The sequence below is a fragment of the Sphingomonas sp. SP2 genome, from assembly GCF_058313385.1.
Map to the genome: position 1 here is coordinate 1,658,530 of NZ_JBZFLD010000001.1, position 15,144 is coordinate 1,673,673.

Annotated in this window: 15 protein-coding genes; 10 read left to right on the plus strand and 5 right to left on the minus strand. The window is 67.7% G+C overall.

What is annotated here, in order from left to right; all coding sequences use genetic code 11:
- Positions 1–30: 30 nt before the first annotated feature.
- From rfbA to AC4GYU_RS08475, 7 genes are read left to right on the plus strand one after another with little or no spacing between them, the layout of a single operon-like run.
- Positions 31–909 carry a glucose-1-phosphate thymidylyltransferase RfbA gene (gene rfbA / locus AC4GYU_RS08445; RefSeq protein ID WP_491086441.1) on the plus strand — a complete coding sequence of 293 codons (879 nt, stop codon included), beginning with the start codon at positions 31–33 and terminating at the stop codon, positions 907–909.
- On the plus strand, positions 902–1,453 hold the full coding sequence (rfbC, locus tag AC4GYU_RS08450; RefSeq protein WP_491086442.1) for a dTDP-4-dehydrorhamnose 3,5-epimerase: 552 nt from the start codon (positions 902–904) through the stop codon (positions 1,451–1,453). Before rfbA ends, rfbC begins: the two co-directional genes overlap by 8 nt.
- Positions 1,450–2,505 carry a dTDP-glucose 4,6-dehydratase gene (gene rfbB / locus AC4GYU_RS08455; protein ID WP_491086443.1) on the plus strand — a complete coding sequence of 352 codons (1,056 nt, stop codon included), beginning with the start codon at positions 1,450–1,452 and terminating at the stop codon, positions 2,503–2,505. The genes rfbC and rfbB overlap by 4 nt, the downstream gene beginning before the upstream one ends.
- Positions 2,502–3,380, plus strand: a complete 879-nt coding sequence (gene rfbD, locus AC4GYU_RS08460; RefSeq protein WP_491086444.1) for a dTDP-4-dehydrorhamnose reductase — start codon at positions 2,502–2,504, stop codon at positions 3,378–3,380. Before rfbB ends, rfbD begins: the two co-directional genes overlap by 4 nt.
- A complete protein-coding gene (locus tag AC4GYU_RS08465) occupies positions 3,377–4,216 on the plus strand; it encodes a class I SAM-dependent methyltransferase (RefSeq protein ID WP_491086445.1) in 840 nt (279 codons plus the stop codon). The genes rfbD and AC4GYU_RS08465 overlap by 4 nt, the downstream gene beginning before the upstream one ends.
- Positions 4,217–4,220: 4 nt before the next feature.
- Entirely contained in the window at positions 4,221–5,336 is a 1,116-nt protein-coding gene (locus AC4GYU_RS08470; RefSeq protein WP_491086446.1) for a glycosyltransferase family 4 protein, read from the plus strand.
- Between the two features lie 2 nt (positions 5,337–5,338).
- Positions 5,339–6,253: an SDR family oxidoreductase gene (locus AC4GYU_RS08475; protein WP_491086447.1), complete on the plus strand. Its 915-nt coding sequence runs from the start codon at positions 5,339–5,341 to the stop codon at positions 6,251–6,253.
- Here the strand turns inward: AC4GYU_RS08475 and AC4GYU_RS08480 are convergent.
- Entirely contained in the window at positions 6,232–7,449 is a 1,218-nt protein-coding gene (locus AC4GYU_RS08480) for a glycosyltransferase (protein ID WP_491086448.1), read from the minus strand. The two genes, AC4GYU_RS08475 and AC4GYU_RS08480, sit on opposite strands and share 22 nt — an antisense overlap.
- 316 nt (positions 7,450–7,765) lie before the next feature.
- On the opposite strand from AC4GYU_RS08480, the gene AC4GYU_RS08485 reads away from it, so the two are divergent.
- Together AC4GYU_RS08485 and AC4GYU_RS08490 are read left to right on the plus strand one after the other, a co-directional pair.
- Positions 7,766–9,121: an oligosaccharide flippase family protein gene (locus AC4GYU_RS08485; protein ID WP_491086449.1), complete on the plus strand. Its 1,356-nt coding sequence runs from the start codon at positions 7,766–7,768 to the stop codon at positions 9,119–9,121.
- Positions 9,122–9,190: 69 nt separating this feature from the next.
- On the plus strand, positions 9,191–10,192 hold the full coding sequence (locus AC4GYU_RS08490; RefSeq protein WP_491086450.1) for a glycosyltransferase: 1,002 nt from the start codon (positions 9,191–9,193) through the stop codon (positions 10,190–10,192).
- Positions 10,193–10,201: 9 nt separating this feature from the next.
- Here AC4GYU_RS08490 and AC4GYU_RS08495 read toward each other — a convergent pair whose 3' ends face one another.
- The gene (locus tag AC4GYU_RS08495; protein WP_491086451.1) at positions 10,202–11,533 is read right to left on the minus strand and encodes an oligosaccharide flippase family protein; all 1,332 of its coding nucleotides are present in this window, start codon (positions 11,531–11,533) and stop codon (positions 10,202–10,204) included.
- Positions 11,534–11,570: 37 nt separating this feature from the next.
- Between AC4GYU_RS08495 and AC4GYU_RS08500 the strand changes: the two genes are divergently transcribed.
- Complete coding sequence (locus AC4GYU_RS08500; protein WP_491086452.1) at positions 11,571–12,029, plus strand: acyltransferase; 459 nt, start codon at positions 11,571–11,573, stop codon at positions 12,027–12,029.
- Here the strand turns inward: AC4GYU_RS08500 and AC4GYU_RS08505 are convergent.
- The 3 genes from AC4GYU_RS08505 to AC4GYU_RS08515 are packed head-to-tail and all read right to left on the minus strand — an operon-like array spanning position 12,026 to position 15,138.
- Entirely contained in the window at positions 12,026–12,808 is a 783-nt protein-coding gene (locus tag AC4GYU_RS08505) for an FkbM family methyltransferase (protein ID WP_491086453.1), read from the minus strand. The two genes, AC4GYU_RS08500 and AC4GYU_RS08505, sit on opposite strands and share 4 nt — an antisense overlap.
- Complete coding sequence (locus AC4GYU_RS08510) at positions 12,798–13,811, minus strand: NAD-dependent epimerase/dehydratase family protein (protein WP_491086454.1); 1,014 nt, start codon at positions 13,809–13,811, stop codon at positions 12,798–12,800. Before AC4GYU_RS08510 ends, AC4GYU_RS08505 begins: the two co-directional genes overlap by 11 nt.
- 10 nt (positions 13,812–13,821) lie before the next feature.
- A complete protein-coding gene (locus tag AC4GYU_RS08515) occupies positions 13,822–15,138 on the minus strand; it encodes a UDP-glucose dehydrogenase family protein (protein ID WP_491086455.1) in 1,317 nt (438 codons plus the stop codon).
- Between the last annotated feature and the right edge of the window lie 6 nt (positions 15,139–15,144).

Here is a 15,144-nt window from a genome sequence, read left to right on the forward strand (position 1 = left end):
CAAGCGTCCCGCGCCGCGGGGGATGCGCCGATGAAGGGCATCATACTCGCCGGCGGCAGCGGTACGCGCCTCTACCCGGCCACCATGGGCATCTCGAAGCAGCTTCTCCCGGTCTACGACAAGCCGATGATCTTCTATCCCCTCGGCATGCTGATGCTGGCGGGGATCCGCGACATCCTCGTCATCTCCACTCCCGACGATCTGCCGCAGTTCCGCCGGCTCCTCGGCGACGGCGCCGAATTCGGGCTCAACCTCTCCTTTGCCGAGCAGGCGCAGCCCAACGGCCTTGCCGAGGCCTTCATCATCGGCCGCGATTTCGTCGGCGACGACCGGGTGGCGCTCGTCCTTGGCGACAACATCTTCTACGGCGCGGGCCTCAGCGAGCTGGCCAAGAACGCCGCCGCGCGGGAGGAAGGGGCGACCGTCTTCGTCTATCCGGTCGAGGATCCCGAACGCTATGGCGTCGCCAGCTTCGCCGCCGACGGCAAGGTCACTTCGATCGAGGAAAAGCCCGCCAATCCGCAGTCGCACTGGGCGGTCACCGGCCTCTATTTCTACGACAACCGCGTGCTCGACATCGCTGCCTCGCTGACCCCGTCGGTCCGCGGCGAGCTCGAGATCACCGACGTCAACAGCGCCTATCTGGAGCTCGACGAGCTCTACGTAACCCGGCTCGGCCGCGGCCATGCCTGGCTCGACACCGGCACACACGACAGCCTCCACGACGCGGGCTCGTTCGTCCGCACCATCGAGCAGCGCCAGGGCCTCAAGGTCATGTGCCCTGAGGAGATCGCGATGGAGCAGGGCTGGCTCTCGACCGACGCGGTGCTGGCCCGTGCCGACCGTCTCGGGAAGACCGCCTACGCCGCCTATCTCCGCCGCCGCGCGCGGGAGCTGGCCGATGGTTGAGGTCGTCCAGACGAGCCTTCCCGGCGTCCTTGAGATCCGGCCCGCGCGCTTCGGCGACGACCGGGGCTTCTTCTCGGAAACCTGGAATGCCGCGAGCTTTAGCGAGGCCGGGATCGACCTCGCCTTCGTGCAGGACAATCACAGTCGCTCGGCACGGGGCGTCCTTCGCGGGCTCCACTACCAGCTCCCGCCGTTCGAGCAGGCCAAGCTCGTCCGGGTCAGCCGCGGCGCGGTGTTCGACGTCGCGGTCGACATTCGCCGCTCGAGCCCGACCTTCGGTCAGTGGACCGGGGTGATCCTCTCGGCCGACAGCTGGAACCAGCTGCTCGTCCCCGCCGGCTTCGCCCACGGCTTCGTCGCGCTCGAGGACGGCTCGGAAGTCCAGTACAAGGTCAGCGCGCCCTACAGCCCCGGCCACGATCGGGCGATCCGCCCCGACGATCCCGCGATCGGCATCGACTGGCCGCTGCCCGCCGGCGAGTGGCTCCTGTCAGCCAAGGACCAGGCTGCGCCGCTCCTCGCCGACGCGGAGATCTTCGCATGAGCCGGATCCTCGTCACCGGCGGCGCCGGCTTCATCGGCAGTGCGGTCGTCCGCCGTCTCGTCCGCCAGGGGCATCATGTCGTCACCCTCGACAAGCTGACCTATTCGGGCTCGCTCACCAGCCTGCGCGACGTCGAGGGCGCGGCCAATCATCGCTTCGTCGAAGGCGACATCGCCGATTCCGACCTGCTCGGCCGGGTCCTCCGCGAGGAAGCGATCGAGGGAATCATGCACCTCGCCGCCGAAAGCCATGTCGACCGCTCGATCGACGGCCCGGGCGTCTTCATCGAGACCAACATCGTCGGCACCTATCGCCTGCTCCAGACCGCGCTCGACTATTGGCGCAGCCTCGAGGGCGAAGCGCGCGACGCCTTCCGCTTCCACCATGTCTCGACCGACGAAGTGTTCGGCGACCTTCCGTTCGACAGCGGCATCTTCACCGAGGAGACCGCCTACTCGCCGTCCTCGCCCTACAGCGCGAGCAAGGCCGCCTCGGACCATCTGGTCCGCGCCTGGCACCACACCTTCGGCCTGCCGGTCGTCCTGTCGAACTGCTCGAACAATTACGGACCCTATCACTTCCCCGAGAAGCTGATCCCGCTGGTCATCCTCAACGCCCTCGAGGGCCGCCCGCTGCCGGTCTACGGCAAGGGCGAGAATGTCCGGGACTGGCTGTTCGTCGAGGATCATGCCGAGGCGCTCGAACAGGTGCTGCTGAACGGCCGCGTCGGCGAAAGCTACAACGTCGGCGGTCGCGCCGAGCGGACCAACCTTCAGGTCGTCGAGGCGATCTGCGACCTTCTCGACGAGCGCCAGCCGCTCGCCAGCGGCGACGCGCGGCGGAGCCTCATCTCCTTCGTCACCGATCGCCCCGGACACGACCGGCGCTACGCCATCGACTGCGCCAAGATCGAGCGCGAGCTCGGCTGGACCCCGTCGCGCAGCTTCGAGCAGGGCCTCGGCGACACGATCGACTGGTATCTCGCCAACCGCTGGTGGTGGGAGCCGCTGCGGGGCCGCTATGCCGGCGAGCGCCTCGGGACAGCCGGATGAGGATCCTCGTCACCGGCCGCGAAGGCCAGGTCGCGCGCAGCCTCGCCGAGGCCGCCGCCGCCGATCCCGGCATCACCCTGGTCTTCGCCGCCCGCCCGGATTGCGACCTCGCCGAGCCGGGTTCGGTCGCGCGGGCGATCGAGCAGGTGCGGCCCGACCTCGTCGTCAACGCCGCGGCCTATACCGCCGTCGACCGGGCCGAGACCGAGCCCGAGCTCGCCCGGCGGATCAATGCCGATGCGGCGGGCGAAGTGGCCGCGGCGGCCGCGGCCATCGGTGCTCCCCTCATCCATCTCTCGACCGATTACGTCTACGGCGGCGACGGCGATGCCCCGCTTGGCGAGGACCAGCCGATCGCCCCCCTGGGCGTCTACGGCCAGACCAAGGCCGCGGGCGAGGAGCAGGTCCGCGCGGGCCAGCCCGACCATCTCATCCTTCGCACCGCCTGGGTCTATTCGCCCTTCGGCCAGAATTTCGTGAAGACCATGCTTCGCCTCGCCGGCGACCGTGACGAGATCCGCGTGGTCGGCGACCAGCGCGGCTCGCCGACCAGCGCGCCCGACCTCGCGGCCCTGATCCTCGCCCTCGCCAAGCGGCGCCTTTCGGGCGAATCCGCCGGCTGGGGCGAAACCTATCATGCCGCGGGCGGGGGCCAGGCCAGCTGGGCCGAATTCGCCGCCGAGATCATGCGCGCCGCCGGCCTTCCCACGCGGATCGTCCCGATCACCACCGCCGATTATCCGACCCCGGCTGCCCGACCCTCTTGGTCGGTCCTCTCGGGCGACAAGCTCCAACGCCGTTTCGGCCTCGCGCTGCCGCACTGGCGCGAAAGCCTCCCCGCGACCGTGCGCGAACTGACGAGACCAGATCAATGAGTGGCAGCAGCAACCTCGACGCCAAGACCGTCGCCGGCTTCGGGGAGGAATGGGACGCCTTCGACCAGACCGCGATGAGCGATCTTGATCACCAGCGGATGATCGATGCTTACTTCGGCATCTTCCCCTGGGCCGACCTGCCCCCGTCCGCCGAAGGCTTCGACCTTGGCTGCGGTTCGGGCCGCTGGGCGGCGCATGTAGCGCCCAAGGTCGGGACCCTCCACTGCATCGACCCCGCCGACAAGGCGCTGGCGGTCGCCCGCCGCCGCCTCGCCGGGCAGCCGAACGTCGTCTTCCACCATGCCGCCGCGGACCAGATCCCGCTCGCGGATGGCAGCCAGGACTTCGGCTATTCGCTCGGCGTCCTGCACCATATTCCGAACACCGCCCGCGCGCTCAAGGACTGTACCGCCAAGCTCAAGCCCGGCGCGCCGTTCCTCGTCTATCTCTATTATGCGCTCGACAATCGCCCGGCATGGTTCCGCGGGATCTGGCAGGCGACCGACGTCGTCCGCCGCGGCATCTGCTGGCTTCCCTTTCCGCTGCGCAAGGCGGTGACGACCGGCATCGCCGCGACCGTCTACCTCCCGCTCGCGAAGGGCGCGAAGCTGGCCGAACGAGCCGGGCGCGACGTCCAGAACTGGCCGCTTACCACCTATCGCAACCTTGGCTTCTACACGATGCGGACCGACGCCCTCGACCGTTTCGGGACCCGTCTCGAGCAGCGCTTCTCCCGCAAGCAGATTGCCGAGATGATGACGGCGGCCGGACTGGAGAACATCCGCTTCAGCGATTCTGAGCCCTTCTGGGTGGCCTGCGGAACCAAGGCCGCCTGAAGCCATGCCGCGTCAGGGCGAACCGCGCCGGATCCTCGTCCTGTGCCCCTATCCGGTGGACACGGGCGCGGGACAGCGTCTCAAGTTCGAGCAATATTACAGCGACTGGAAGGCCGCCGGCTACGAAGTCGTGGTCAGCCCGTTCATGGACCGCAGTTTCTGGTCGGTTGTGTTCGAGCCCGGCCATGCCGGCGCCAAGATCATCGGCACGCTGCGCGGCTATGCGCGACGCGTCCGCGATCTCTTCCGCCTGCGCAATTACGACCTCGTCTACAGCTTCATGTGGGTCACCCCGCTCGGGCCGCCGCTCTTCGAGCGTCTGACCCGGGCGCTCAGTCGGCGCCTGGTGTTCGACCTCGAGGACAGCGTGCTCGAGGCGAAGGGTGGGGGAGACAATCCCAATCCCTTGCTCCGCCTGCTGCGCGGGTCGGGCAAGGCGCGCTACCTCGTGCGTGCCGCTGACCATGTCATCACCTCCTCACCCGAGCTTGCTGAACGCTGCACGGCTGAAAACCAGCGGCATGCGGCGACCTACATCACCTCGTCGGTCGACACCGACCGCTTCCAGCCCATCAATGGCTATGACAATGACGACCGGGTGGTCATCGGCTGGACAGGTACGTTCAGCTCGCGGATCTACCTCGATCTCCTCCGCCCCGTCTTCCAGCGCCTCGCCGAGACGCGCGACTTCCGCCTACGGGTGATCGGCAACTTCGACTATGAGCTTCCGGGCGTCGACCTCGAGGTCCTGCGCTGGTCGGCCGCCGAGGAGGTGGCGCAGCTGCAGGGGATCGACATCGGCGTCTATCCGCTGCCGCTCGACGACGAGGCTTGGGTCTCCGGGAAGAGCGGGCTCAAGGCGATCCAGTACATGGCCTTCGCGCTGCCCTGCGTCGCCAGCGACATCGGCAACACCCCGCGGGTGGTGCAGGACGGCGTCAACGGCCTCCTCGTCCGCTCCGACGAGGAGTGGCTCGCCGCGCTCACCCGCCTCATCGACGAGCCCGCGCTGCGCCGTCGCCTCGGTGAACAGGCCCGCCGCGACGTCCTCGAACGATATTCGAAGCATGCGGTCGCCATTCAGTATCGCCAGGTATTGGAGCAGGCGCTAAGGGCCTGACCATGCAAGACAAGAAAATCTACATGGCCGGCTGCGGCGGCATGCTCGGCGACGCCTTCTATCGTGTCTTCTCGGACCGCAACGAGGTCCGCTGCACCGACAAGGACGTCAACGCCGACTGGCTGTCGTTCCTCGATTTCCGCGATTCCGAGGCCTATCGCCGCGACGTTCTCGACTTCGCGCCCGACGCCTTGTTCCACCTCGGCGCGCACACCAGCCTCGAATATTGCGAGGAAGATCCCGACGACGCTTATGCGACCAACACGCTTCCGGTCGAAACCGCCGTCCACCTCGCCAACGAGCTCGACATTCCGCTGCTCTACATCAGCACCGCCGGAATCTTCGACGGCGCGCAGGACACGTACGACGACTGGGACCAGCCCAATCCGCTCGGCCACTATGCCCGCAGCAAATATATGGGCGAGCGTTACGTCGTCGAGAATTGCAACAAGTATCTGGTCTGCCGCGCGGGCTGGATGATGGGCGGCGGCCCGGCCAAGGACAAGAAGTTCGTCCAGAAGCTGATGGCCCAGCTCAAGGCCGGCAAGACCGAACTCCACGTCGTCGACGACAAGCTCGGCACCCCGACCTACACGTTCGACTTCGCCCGCAACGTCGAGCTGCTGCTCGCTTCGGGCTATTGGGGCGTCTACAACCTCATCTGCGCTGGCGTGACCAGCCGCCTCGAGGTCGCCGAATATCTGGTCAAGGCGTGTGGGCTGGCCGACAAGGTCGCCGTCACCCCGGTCCACTCGGACTATTTCAAGGCCGAATATTTCGCTGCCCGCCCGGCCTCGGAGCGCCTCATCCCCAAGAAGCTCGAGCTCCGCGGGATGTACCGGATGCGCGACTGGCGCGAATGCCTCGATGAATATCTCGCCGAGGCCTACGTCGGTTATCTCGACAAGGCCGAATAGACGTTGGCGTAGCGCCGGACACCCTGATCGAGATCGAACCAGCGGCGGAAGGCGCCGCGCGAACGGTCTCGATCGGCGGTGTGCCCAGCCATGGCGCTGATTGCCGCGCGATATCCCTCGGCATCGAAGCGATCGACCAGCACGCCGGCGCCGCTCTCCTCCATGATGACCCCGACATCGCCGATCACCCGGTCGGTGATGACCGGCAGCTCCATCGCCAGATATTCGCCGAGCTTGACCGGCGAGCGGGCGAGGGGAGAGGTGCCGGCCTTGCCGAACAGTACCGCATAGTCGGCCGCCGCCGCGAACAGCGGGACTTCGTCGCGCGTCGCCGAGCGGATCAGCAGCGCCTCGGTCGGGACGCCGGCCCGTGCCGCCTCGCTGAGAATGAGATCGCGGTGGTCGCGCGTGACGAACAGGAAGATGGCGCTCGGATCCTTCCGGCGCTGCTCGGCGAACAGCGCCATCATCCGGTCGAGCCGATACCAGCCGACCAGTGAGCCCACGGTCAGCGCGACCGTCGCCGTCTCCGAAATGCCGAGCAATTTGCGGCCCTCGGCGCGCCGCTCGGGGGTGATCGGCGGATAGGCGGCTTCGTCGATGCAGCAGGGGATGACCGTCACCGGCGGGCCCGCATCCGACCCGCGCCAGCGCTTGATCGTCGCTTCGCCCGCTTCCGTCAGGCTGATGATCGCGTCGGCCTCTGCGAGCAGGCTCGTCTCCTGCCCGCGAAACCACCGGGCGACCACGGCATAGACCGGGTTCGACAGGCGCCACAGGCCACCCTCGATCCGTTCGTCCACCCAGAAGCCGCGCATGTCGAACAGGAAGCGCGTGCCGTGCCGCCGCTTCATCCGCGCGCCGACGAGGGCGGGAAGATAGCTTCGGGAATGGACGATATCGAACCGCTCGCGCGCGTTGAGCGCCTCGGCGACCCGGGTCATCACCCGCAGGTCCTTCACCGTCGACAGCACCGGCGGGTGCTGCGTGTAACGCTGCGGCTCCCACGCGATCCCCGCGGCGTCGCACCGCGTGGCGATCGCCGCGCGCTCGGCCGCGCTTCGCTCGGGCTTTTCGAAGCTGACGAGCGTGATGCGATGACCAAGGCGGGCAAGGCCCTCGAGATAGGGCAGGACCTGGCTGGGGCCGAGCGGATCGGTCATTCCGTCATAGGAAAGGTACAGGATACGGGACATGGCGGCCGCTTAGCCGCGCGCCTCGTTCGGCGGCAAATCGGGCCGGGCGAGGGCGGGCGTGTCTCAAGTCGCAGAGATGGGCCGCTTTTCCGGGCCGTGCGACGATCAACTATGCGGAGATTCGAACAGCATAATCCAAAGCTAATAAAGATCGTCGGAATCCAGCCAATCTTCCCAATATGGAAGTATCACAACCAAGGCGGCGCCCTTCATTGTTTTGGTAAGACTTGGCGCCGATCACCGCCCGCATGGGCGGGATCGATTACATCTTCAGGGATACGTCTCTTTACCAAACTGTTGTGCCGGGTGACCGCGCATGAGCCTGGGGCAGGTTATTTTCCGCCAGGCCGCGCTGTCGCTGCTAGTGCGCGTCTCCGGCCTTGCCTTTGCCTTCGTCGCGAGCCTCGTGCTGTCGCGCCTCGTCGGTATCGAGCAATTTGGTCAATATATGATTGCGCTCGGCTGCGGCACGATCGCCAGCATCGCGATCCGCTGCGGCTTCGACAATGCCGCGCTTCGCTTCGCCTCCGTCTACCGCGAGCAGCAGCGCCACGGCGCGCTGCGCGGCTTCTTCGCCAATGCCCTCGGCGCCATCTTCCTCGCCTGGTCCGCATTGATCGGGATGCTGGTCCTCGCCTGGGTCCTCGACGCGCCCTTCCTGCGGGGCTTCGATCCGGCCCTGCTGCTCGGCGCCGCGGTGCTCGCCATCTTCCTCTCGATCCTCGGCGTCGTCTCGGCGTTGTTCCGGACCTGCGATCACATCTTCGAATCGCAATTCTATGAGCAGATGCTGCGTCCCGCGGTGCTGATCTTCCTGCTGCTCGCGACCGCCTTCGTCGGCACCGCCATCGATGCGACGCGGGCGATGGCACTGACCGCCGCGAGCGTCGCCATCGCGACCATCATCTGCCTCGCCCGCCTCGGGCGCGACATCAAGGCGCTCCCCGCCGAGACCGCCGATTATTCGGACCGCGTCCAGTGGTTCAAGGTCGGCTCGGTGATCGGCCTGCTCGGGCTGCTCAAGGAATTCTTCAACCAGCAGGAAATCCTGCTCCTCGGCCTCCTGTCGGGAAGCAGCGAGGCCGGCCTCTATGCCGCGGCGAGCCGCCTGTCCGGGCTTGCCATCTTCGGCGTGGTCGCGGTCACCTATGTGACCGGGCCGCGCATCGCCAAGGCCTATCACCGCGGCGACCTCGACGAAGTGGCTTCGGTCGCCCGCCTGACCGCGCGGCTCTCGGTCGCCTCGGCGCTGCTGGTTTCGGCGGGCCTCGCCATCGCCGCGCCCTACATCCTGCCGCTCTGGGGTCCGGCCTTCTCCGCCGCCGTGCCGATGGTCCTGATCAGCCTCGTCGGCGGGATCGTCATGGCCGCGACCGGCTCGGCGGCGTCGCTGACCCTCCTCACCGGGCACGAGCGCGCGTCCTTCCTCGTCCTCGGCGCCACCGTCACCTTCAGCCTGCTCATCGAGAGCCTGCTCATCCCCATCTTTGGCGGGATCGGCGCGGCGCTCGGCTCGGCCGCCGGAGTCGCCTTCATGAACCTTGCCCTGGCCCTCCATGTCCGCCGCGTCATGGGCGTCGACTGCACCATCCTCGGCCGCCCGCGGGTGGGGGAGATCGGCGCCGCCACCGCCACTTTCGGCCCGGTACGGCCCGCCCTTACCCACGGCTGAGGGGCGGCGCGCCAGGGCGTAACGTGAAGGCGAGTGGACGGCGCCCGCCTGGGCTGCCACATCGCGCCCGTGTCCAAGCCTAGCGTCTCCGTCATCATCACCTGCTTCAATCTCGCGCGCTATCTCGGCGCGTCGATCGAATCGGTGCTCGAGCAGGAGGGCGGACCGCCCCGCCAGGTCATCGTGGTGGACGATTGCTCGACCGACGACAGCCGCGCCGTCGCTGCCCGCTATCCGGTCGAACTCCTCGCCCTTCCCGAGAACGGCGGCGTCCTTAACGCCATGCTCGCCGGCATCGCCCGGGCGAACGGCGACATCATCTGCCTGCTCGACGGCGACGACCTCTGGGAGAAGCGCAAGCTCAATGCGGTCACAGCCGCCTTCGCCGCCGACCCCGACCTCGTCTTCCTCACCCACGACCTCCGCTTCATCGACAGCGACGATGCGATCATCGAGCGCCGCAGCCGCGTTGAGGAGGAAATGGCCAAGGTCGCCGAGGCCGATTGGCCGAACTTCGTCAGGGACGGCATCCTCGAGCATAGCGACTATGTCTGGCTCGGGAGCGCCATGTGCTTCCGCCGTTCCCGCGCCGACCCCGACGGCTTCGCCCGCTTCGCCACGGCGCTGCCCGACCCCCGCAATACCTATCAGGACTGGCCGCTCGCGACCTGGCTCGCAGCGCTTCCGGGCAGCAAAAGCGGCTATCTACCCGAGAAACTCTTCCGCTACCGGCTGCACGGGTCGAACCACAGCGGCGATGCGCGAACCCCGGCCAAGGCTGCGCGCAACTATCGCCGGACCGCCAACACGCTCGAGGCCATGACGCGGATCCAGCAGCGCTTCGGGCAGCCGCCGGAACGGGTCGCGATGGTCGCCCGGCGCCAGGCGATCGCGTCGGCCTTGTCTGACCTCTACGCCGGCCATCGGCGCTGGGCCGCGCTTGGTCTCCTGCTCCGCAATGCCGCCGAGCTGCGGCAGATGGGGAGCCTCGCCAAGGACCTCGCGCGGGCGACCGCGCTGGTGGCGCTTGGTCCGGAGCGCGCCGTGCGGTTGCTGCACGGTCGCGGCTGAACCCGAGCGCTAGAGGCGGGAGAGAGGCGCTCGCCGCAGGAGGATCGCCGTCGGCAGGAGGCTGAGGCCCCATTTGCGCCGGCAGTGAAGCTCGGACAGCAGCCCGGTCAGGAACAATGACACCAGCTGGCCGAGCGCGGCCCCGGTCGCCCCGAAGGCCTCGATCGCGGCAAAGCTCACGATCGCGCCGCAGACGATCGCGATCAGGTAGATGCGGATGAGCACGTTCTCGCTGCTGCCCATGGCAAGGGCGATCGGCCCCATGCCGAACAGGCCGGACACGCACCAGGCGACCGACAGCAGCAGGAGCGGCCCGTAGGCCGAAGCATATTGTGCCCCGAATGCGAGGATCAGCAGCGGCTGTCCGATCAGCCACACCGCCAGCGTTCCGATCCCGAGCACACCGAACAGCACCAGGCTCACGGTCGCGAACAGGGACGTCAGCGCCCTTTCGTCGCGGTTGGCGAGGAGCGGCGCGATCCGGGGGGCAAGGGTGATGTGGAAAATGGTCGCGGGCATCGACAGGATGACCGCGCACGACAAGGCGACGCGGTAGAAGCCGACCTCGGAATCGCTCGCGAGCAGCCCGAGCAGGATCAGGCCATAGGCACCGTCGAGCTGGCGGAGGAAATCGACCGCGCAGAGCGGAAGCGCGGCCTTCAGCCAGCCCCCGGGCAGTGCCGACGCACTGAGATGGAGCGGCGCGGTCATGGCGCGCCGGAGCCAGCTCACCAGCAGCAGCACGCCAAGCCCCGCCGCGACGACCTGCACCCCGACCGCGAGCGCGAGCGTGATCCGCGACGAGGCAAGCAGCAGCCCGGCGTAAAGCAGCACGGTCAGCAGCGGCCGCGCCGCGACTTCGACGATCTGGCCGCGGTTGAGCGATCCGAAGGCGCGAAGGATGCCGCTCATAAGCCCGATCAGCGCGGCGAACATCGCCAGCAGTGCACCCGCGGCGATCAGGAACAGGTCGTGGCGATCGCTGCCCAACGCCACGCCAATCACGACCGAGATCGCGATCAGGGTGACTGACAATATCCCGACGAGGAACAGATAGCCGCCCGCCAGCGCCGCCGCCTGCGCGCGGTCGTTCCGCTCCAGCGCGATGCTGATCTCGCGCACCGCCAGCTGCGGCGTCCCGATCATCGGCAGCGTCGCGGCGAGGGCGGACAGGCTAATGACGAGGCCGAAGCGGCCGTAGTCGGCGGGCCCGAGCAGGCGGGCGACCAGCACCCCGGTAAGAAAAGTCGCTCCAAGGGCGGCGAGGCGGATGAGAAAGCTTGAGCTTCCAACGAGGATCATGCTGTGTCGGCCCAGCAAGCCGCGCAGCGCCTTAACCATGGGTCATGCCGCGCCGCGAGGATGAAGGTTGATTGCAATGGTATCGGTGACGCAGCTGTTCTGGCGCCTGCTGGGCAAGTGGAAACTTGGCGGCAACGCGCAGGCGTTCGGGCCGTTCACGGTCATCGATAAAGGCTCGATCCGCGTCGGCACCAATCTTGCCATCAATCACGGCGCCTTCCTGATCGGTCGCTCGGGCATCGACATCGGCAATGATGTCGTGATCTCGGCCGGCGCGATGCTGGTCGCGGCCGGCCTCGATCCGCGCACCTTCGGGCGCGAGCAACTGCCCGAATATGCCGATACCCCGATCCGCATTGCCGACCGCGTTTGGATCGGCGCCGGCGCCATCGTCCTTGGCGGCGTGTCGATCGGAAAGGGCGCGATCGTCGGCGCGGGCAGCGTCGTCACCCGCGACGTGCCCGACCATGTCATCGTGGCCGGCAACCCCGCCCGGGTCGTCCGCGAGATCGAGCAGCGTCACCCGGCCGCTTAGTCGCGATCCGCGCGACGGATCGCCAGATAGTTGCACGGCAGAAAGACTTCATGGTCGTTTGAATAAGCGCCGAGGTTCTGGAGGCCCGCCGGCGTAATCCGGTAGAAGTCATAACCCTGAAGCAGGTCGTAGAAGTCGCGCAGGAAGGTCCGCGCGTCGACATTGCCGACCCCGAATTCAAATTGCACCGCGCCGATCGCATTGCCGGCGATGAGGGACCTCGCGCCCTTCAGCACGTCCAGCTCGAGACCCTCGACGTCGATCTTGAGGAAGTCGATGCGCTCGATGCCCTGCTCGGCGCAGAAGCGGTCGAGCGTGGTGATCCGGACCGTCTCGGTCAGCGCCGGATCGAACGGCCGCACCGGATCGCGGATGTCGAGGAGGGAGCCGATCGTGTCGCCGGGCTCGTGATGATGGAGCTCGGCGGTGCCTTCCTCGGCGCCGAGCGCAACGTGGTGGAGCTTGACCGCGGGATTGCTGCCGACGCGCGACTGCAGCTTGCCATAGGCCGTCTGCGAGGGCTCGAAGGAGTGGATGGTGGCTTCCGGGCAGGCTGCCGCCGCCGCTTCGGCATAGTCGCCCTCATTGGCGCCGACGTCGAACACGACCTTCGCCGATGCGAAGCGCTTGAGCACCGCCAGTTCGCCGCTCGCGCTGATCGTCGTCGCGTAGAAGCCCTGGCCGATCCGGCCGAGGTGAACGGCGCGCGACCAGAGGCCCTGGAACATGCCGCCGCGAACGGTTTCGACGATACGATTCTTGATCCACTCAGCGGCCACGCCCGTCTCCACTCATGTTACGCCATTCCTCGAACCAGCCGACGAATTGCGGCACGCCCTGCTCGAGCGCGGTGCTCGGCCTGAACCCCGTGTCCCGCGCGATGGCGTCGACGTTGGCGTAGGTGTCGACCATGTCGCCGGGCTGCATCGGGGCCATCTCGACCGCGGCCTTTCGGCCCGTCGCCTGCTCGATCACCTCGACCAGGCGGATCAGCTCTTCGGACCGGTTGTTGCCGATATTGTAGATGGCATGCGGCGCGAAGCTTCCGCCCGGCTTCTCCTGGCCGTCGGCGGCCGGTGGCCGGTCGAGCGTCAGCAGGATGCCGTTCACCACGTCGTCGACGAAGGTGAAGTCGCGTTTCATCCGGCCTTCGTTGAACAGTCGGATCGGGCGCCCGGCGAGGATCGCGTCGGTGAATAGCCAGACCGCCATGTCGGGCCGGCCCCACGGCCCGTAGACGGTGAAGAAGCGAAGCCCAGTCTGCGGCAGCGCGAACAGGTGGGCATAGCTTTCGCTCATCAGCTCGTCCGCGCGCTTGGTCGCGGCGTAGAGCGAGAGCGGCCGGTCGGCCCGCTGCTCGACCGACATCGGCAGCGTTGTCCCGCCGCCATAGACGGACGAGGAGGAGGCATAGACGACGTGCGCGACCTTCCGCTGCCGCGCGAGCTCGAGGATGTTGGCATGCCCGACAAGGTTCGAGCGGATGTAGCTTGCCGGCGATTCCAGGCTGAAGCGGACCCCCGCCTGCGCGCCGAGATGGACGATCCGGTCGATTTCCACGCTGTCGAGCGCCGACACCAGCCCCTCGTTGTCGGCAAGGTCGAGCTCGAGGAAGCGGAAGGCGTCGAACGTGCGCAGCACGTCCAGCCGCGCATCCTTCAGCCGCGGGTCGTAATAAGCGTTGCGATTGTCGAGCCCGACCACCGTCTCGCCCCGCTCGAGCAGGGCCTTGGCGACATGCATGCCGATGAAGCCGGCGCAGCCGGTGACGAGGATGGTCATGGCGTCGCGATCAAGCGCGCTGCTCGCCGCGCCCGATGCCGCGATAGCTGAGCCCGGCGCGGGCGACATCGGCGGGTTCGTAGACGTTGCGAAGGTCGATCAGATGCTTGCCACGCATTGCTTCGGCGAGGCGGCGAAGGTCGAGCGCGCGAAATTCGTCCCACTCGGTCACCAGCACGAGCGCATCGGCGCCATCGGCCACCGCATAGGCGTCCTCGGCGAAGATGATGCCCGGCAGCATCGGCTCGGCCTGCTCGCGGCCGACCGGATCGAACGCCGCGACGCTCGCGCCGCCTTCCTGGAGACGCTTGATCAGCGCCAGGCTCGGCGCGTCGCGCATGTCGTCGGTATTGGGCTTGAAGGTGAGGCCGAGCACGCCGATCCGCTTGCCCTGAAGGTCCCCGCCAAGCTCGTCCGAGACGCGGTCGGCCATCGCCGACTTGCGCGCGTCGTTGACCGCGACCACCGCCGAGACGATCTGCATTGGCACGCCCGCGCCCTCGGCCGTCTGGAGCAGGGCCAGCGTGTCCTTCGGGAAGCAGCTTCCGCCATAGCCGGGGCCCGCGTGGAGGAACTTCGGCCCGATCCGGTTGTCGAGGCCGATGCCGCGGCTCACTTCCTGGACGTCTGCGCCGACTGCTTCGCACAGGTCCGCGACTTCGTTGATGAAGCTGATCTTGGTCGCGAGGAAGGCGTTGGCGGCATATTTGATCAGCTCGGCGGTGCGCCGGCCGGTGAAGAGGATCGGGGCCTTGTTGAGGAACAGCGGCCGATAGACCTCGCGCAGGATCTCGCGCGCCATCTCGTCCTCGGCGCCGACCACGATCCGGTCGGGGATCTTGAAATCGCGGATCGCCGCGCCTTCGCGCAGGAATTCGGGGTTCGAGGCGACGCCGGTCCCCTCGGGCGCGCCATTTTCCTTGAGGATGCGGGCGATCTCGTCGCCGGTGCCGACGGGCACGGTCGACTTGGTCACCACCACCGCGGGCTTGGTGAGCGCGCCGGCGATCTCCTTGGCGGCGGCATAGACGAAGCTGAGGTCGGCATGGCCGTCGCCGCGCCGCGCCGGGGTCCCGACCGCGATGAACACCGCATCGGCGTCGCGGATGCCCTCGGCGAGGTCGGTGGTGAACTTCAGCCGCCCGCGCGCCGCATTGTGCGAGACCAAAGCCTCGAGGCCCGGCTCCCAGATCGGCATCCGCCCGGCCAGCAGCCCGTCGATCTTGCCATGATCCTTGTCGACGCAGGTCACGTCATGGCCGAAGTCGGCGAAACAGGCGCCCGACACCAGGCCCACATAGCCCGTGCCGATCATGCAGATGCGCATTGCTTA

Excerpts from the sequence above, each read along its gene's own strand:
- rfbA (WP_491086441.1), top strand. The coding sequence starts at position 31 with ATGAAGGGCATCATACTCGCCGGCGGCAGCGGTACGCGCCTCTACCCG.
- rfbC (WP_491086442.1), top strand. The coding sequence starts at position 902 with ATGGTTGAGGTCGTCCAGACGAGCCTTCCCGGCGTCCTTGAGATCCGG.
- rfbB (WP_491086443.1), top strand. The coding sequence starts at position 1,450 with ATGAGCCGGATCCTCGTCACCGGCGGCGCCGGCTTCATCGGCAGTGCG.
- rfbD (WP_491086444.1), top strand. The coding sequence starts at position 2,502 with ATGAGGATCCTCGTCACCGGCCGCGAAGGCCAGGTCGCGCGCAGCCTC.
- AC4GYU_RS08465 (WP_491086445.1), top strand. The coding sequence starts at position 3,377 with ATGAGTGGCAGCAGCAACCTCGACGCCAAGACCGTCGCCGGCTTCGGG.
- AC4GYU_RS08470 (WP_491086446.1), top strand. The coding sequence starts at position 4,221 with ATGCCGCGTCAGGGCGAACCGCGCCGGATCCTCGTCCTGTGCCCCTAT.
- AC4GYU_RS08475 (WP_491086447.1), top strand. The coding sequence starts at position 5,339 with ATGCAAGACAAGAAAATCTACATGGCCGGCTGCGGCGGCATGCTCGGC.
- AC4GYU_RS08480 (WP_491086448.1), bottom strand. The coding sequence starts at position 7,449 with ATGTCCCGTATCCTGTACCTTTCCTATGACGGAATGACCGATCCGCTC.
- AC4GYU_RS08485 (WP_491086449.1), top strand. The coding sequence starts at position 7,766 with ATGAGCCTGGGGCAGGTTATTTTCCGCCAGGCCGCGCTGTCGCTGCTA.
- AC4GYU_RS08495 (WP_491086451.1), bottom strand. The coding sequence starts at position 11,533 with ATGGTTAAGGCGCTGCGCGGCTTGCTGGGCCGACACAGCATGATCCTC.
- AC4GYU_RS08500 (WP_491086452.1), top strand. The coding sequence starts at position 11,571 with ATGGTATCGGTGACGCAGCTGTTCTGGCGCCTGCTGGGCAAGTGGAAA.
- AC4GYU_RS08510 (WP_491086454.1), bottom strand. The coding sequence starts at position 13,811 with ATGACCATCCTCGTCACCGGCTGCGCCGGCTTCATCGGCATGCATGTC.
- AC4GYU_RS08515 (WP_491086455.1), bottom strand. The coding sequence starts at position 15,138 with ATGCGCATCTGCATGATCGGCACGGGCTATGTGGGCCTGGTGTCGGGC.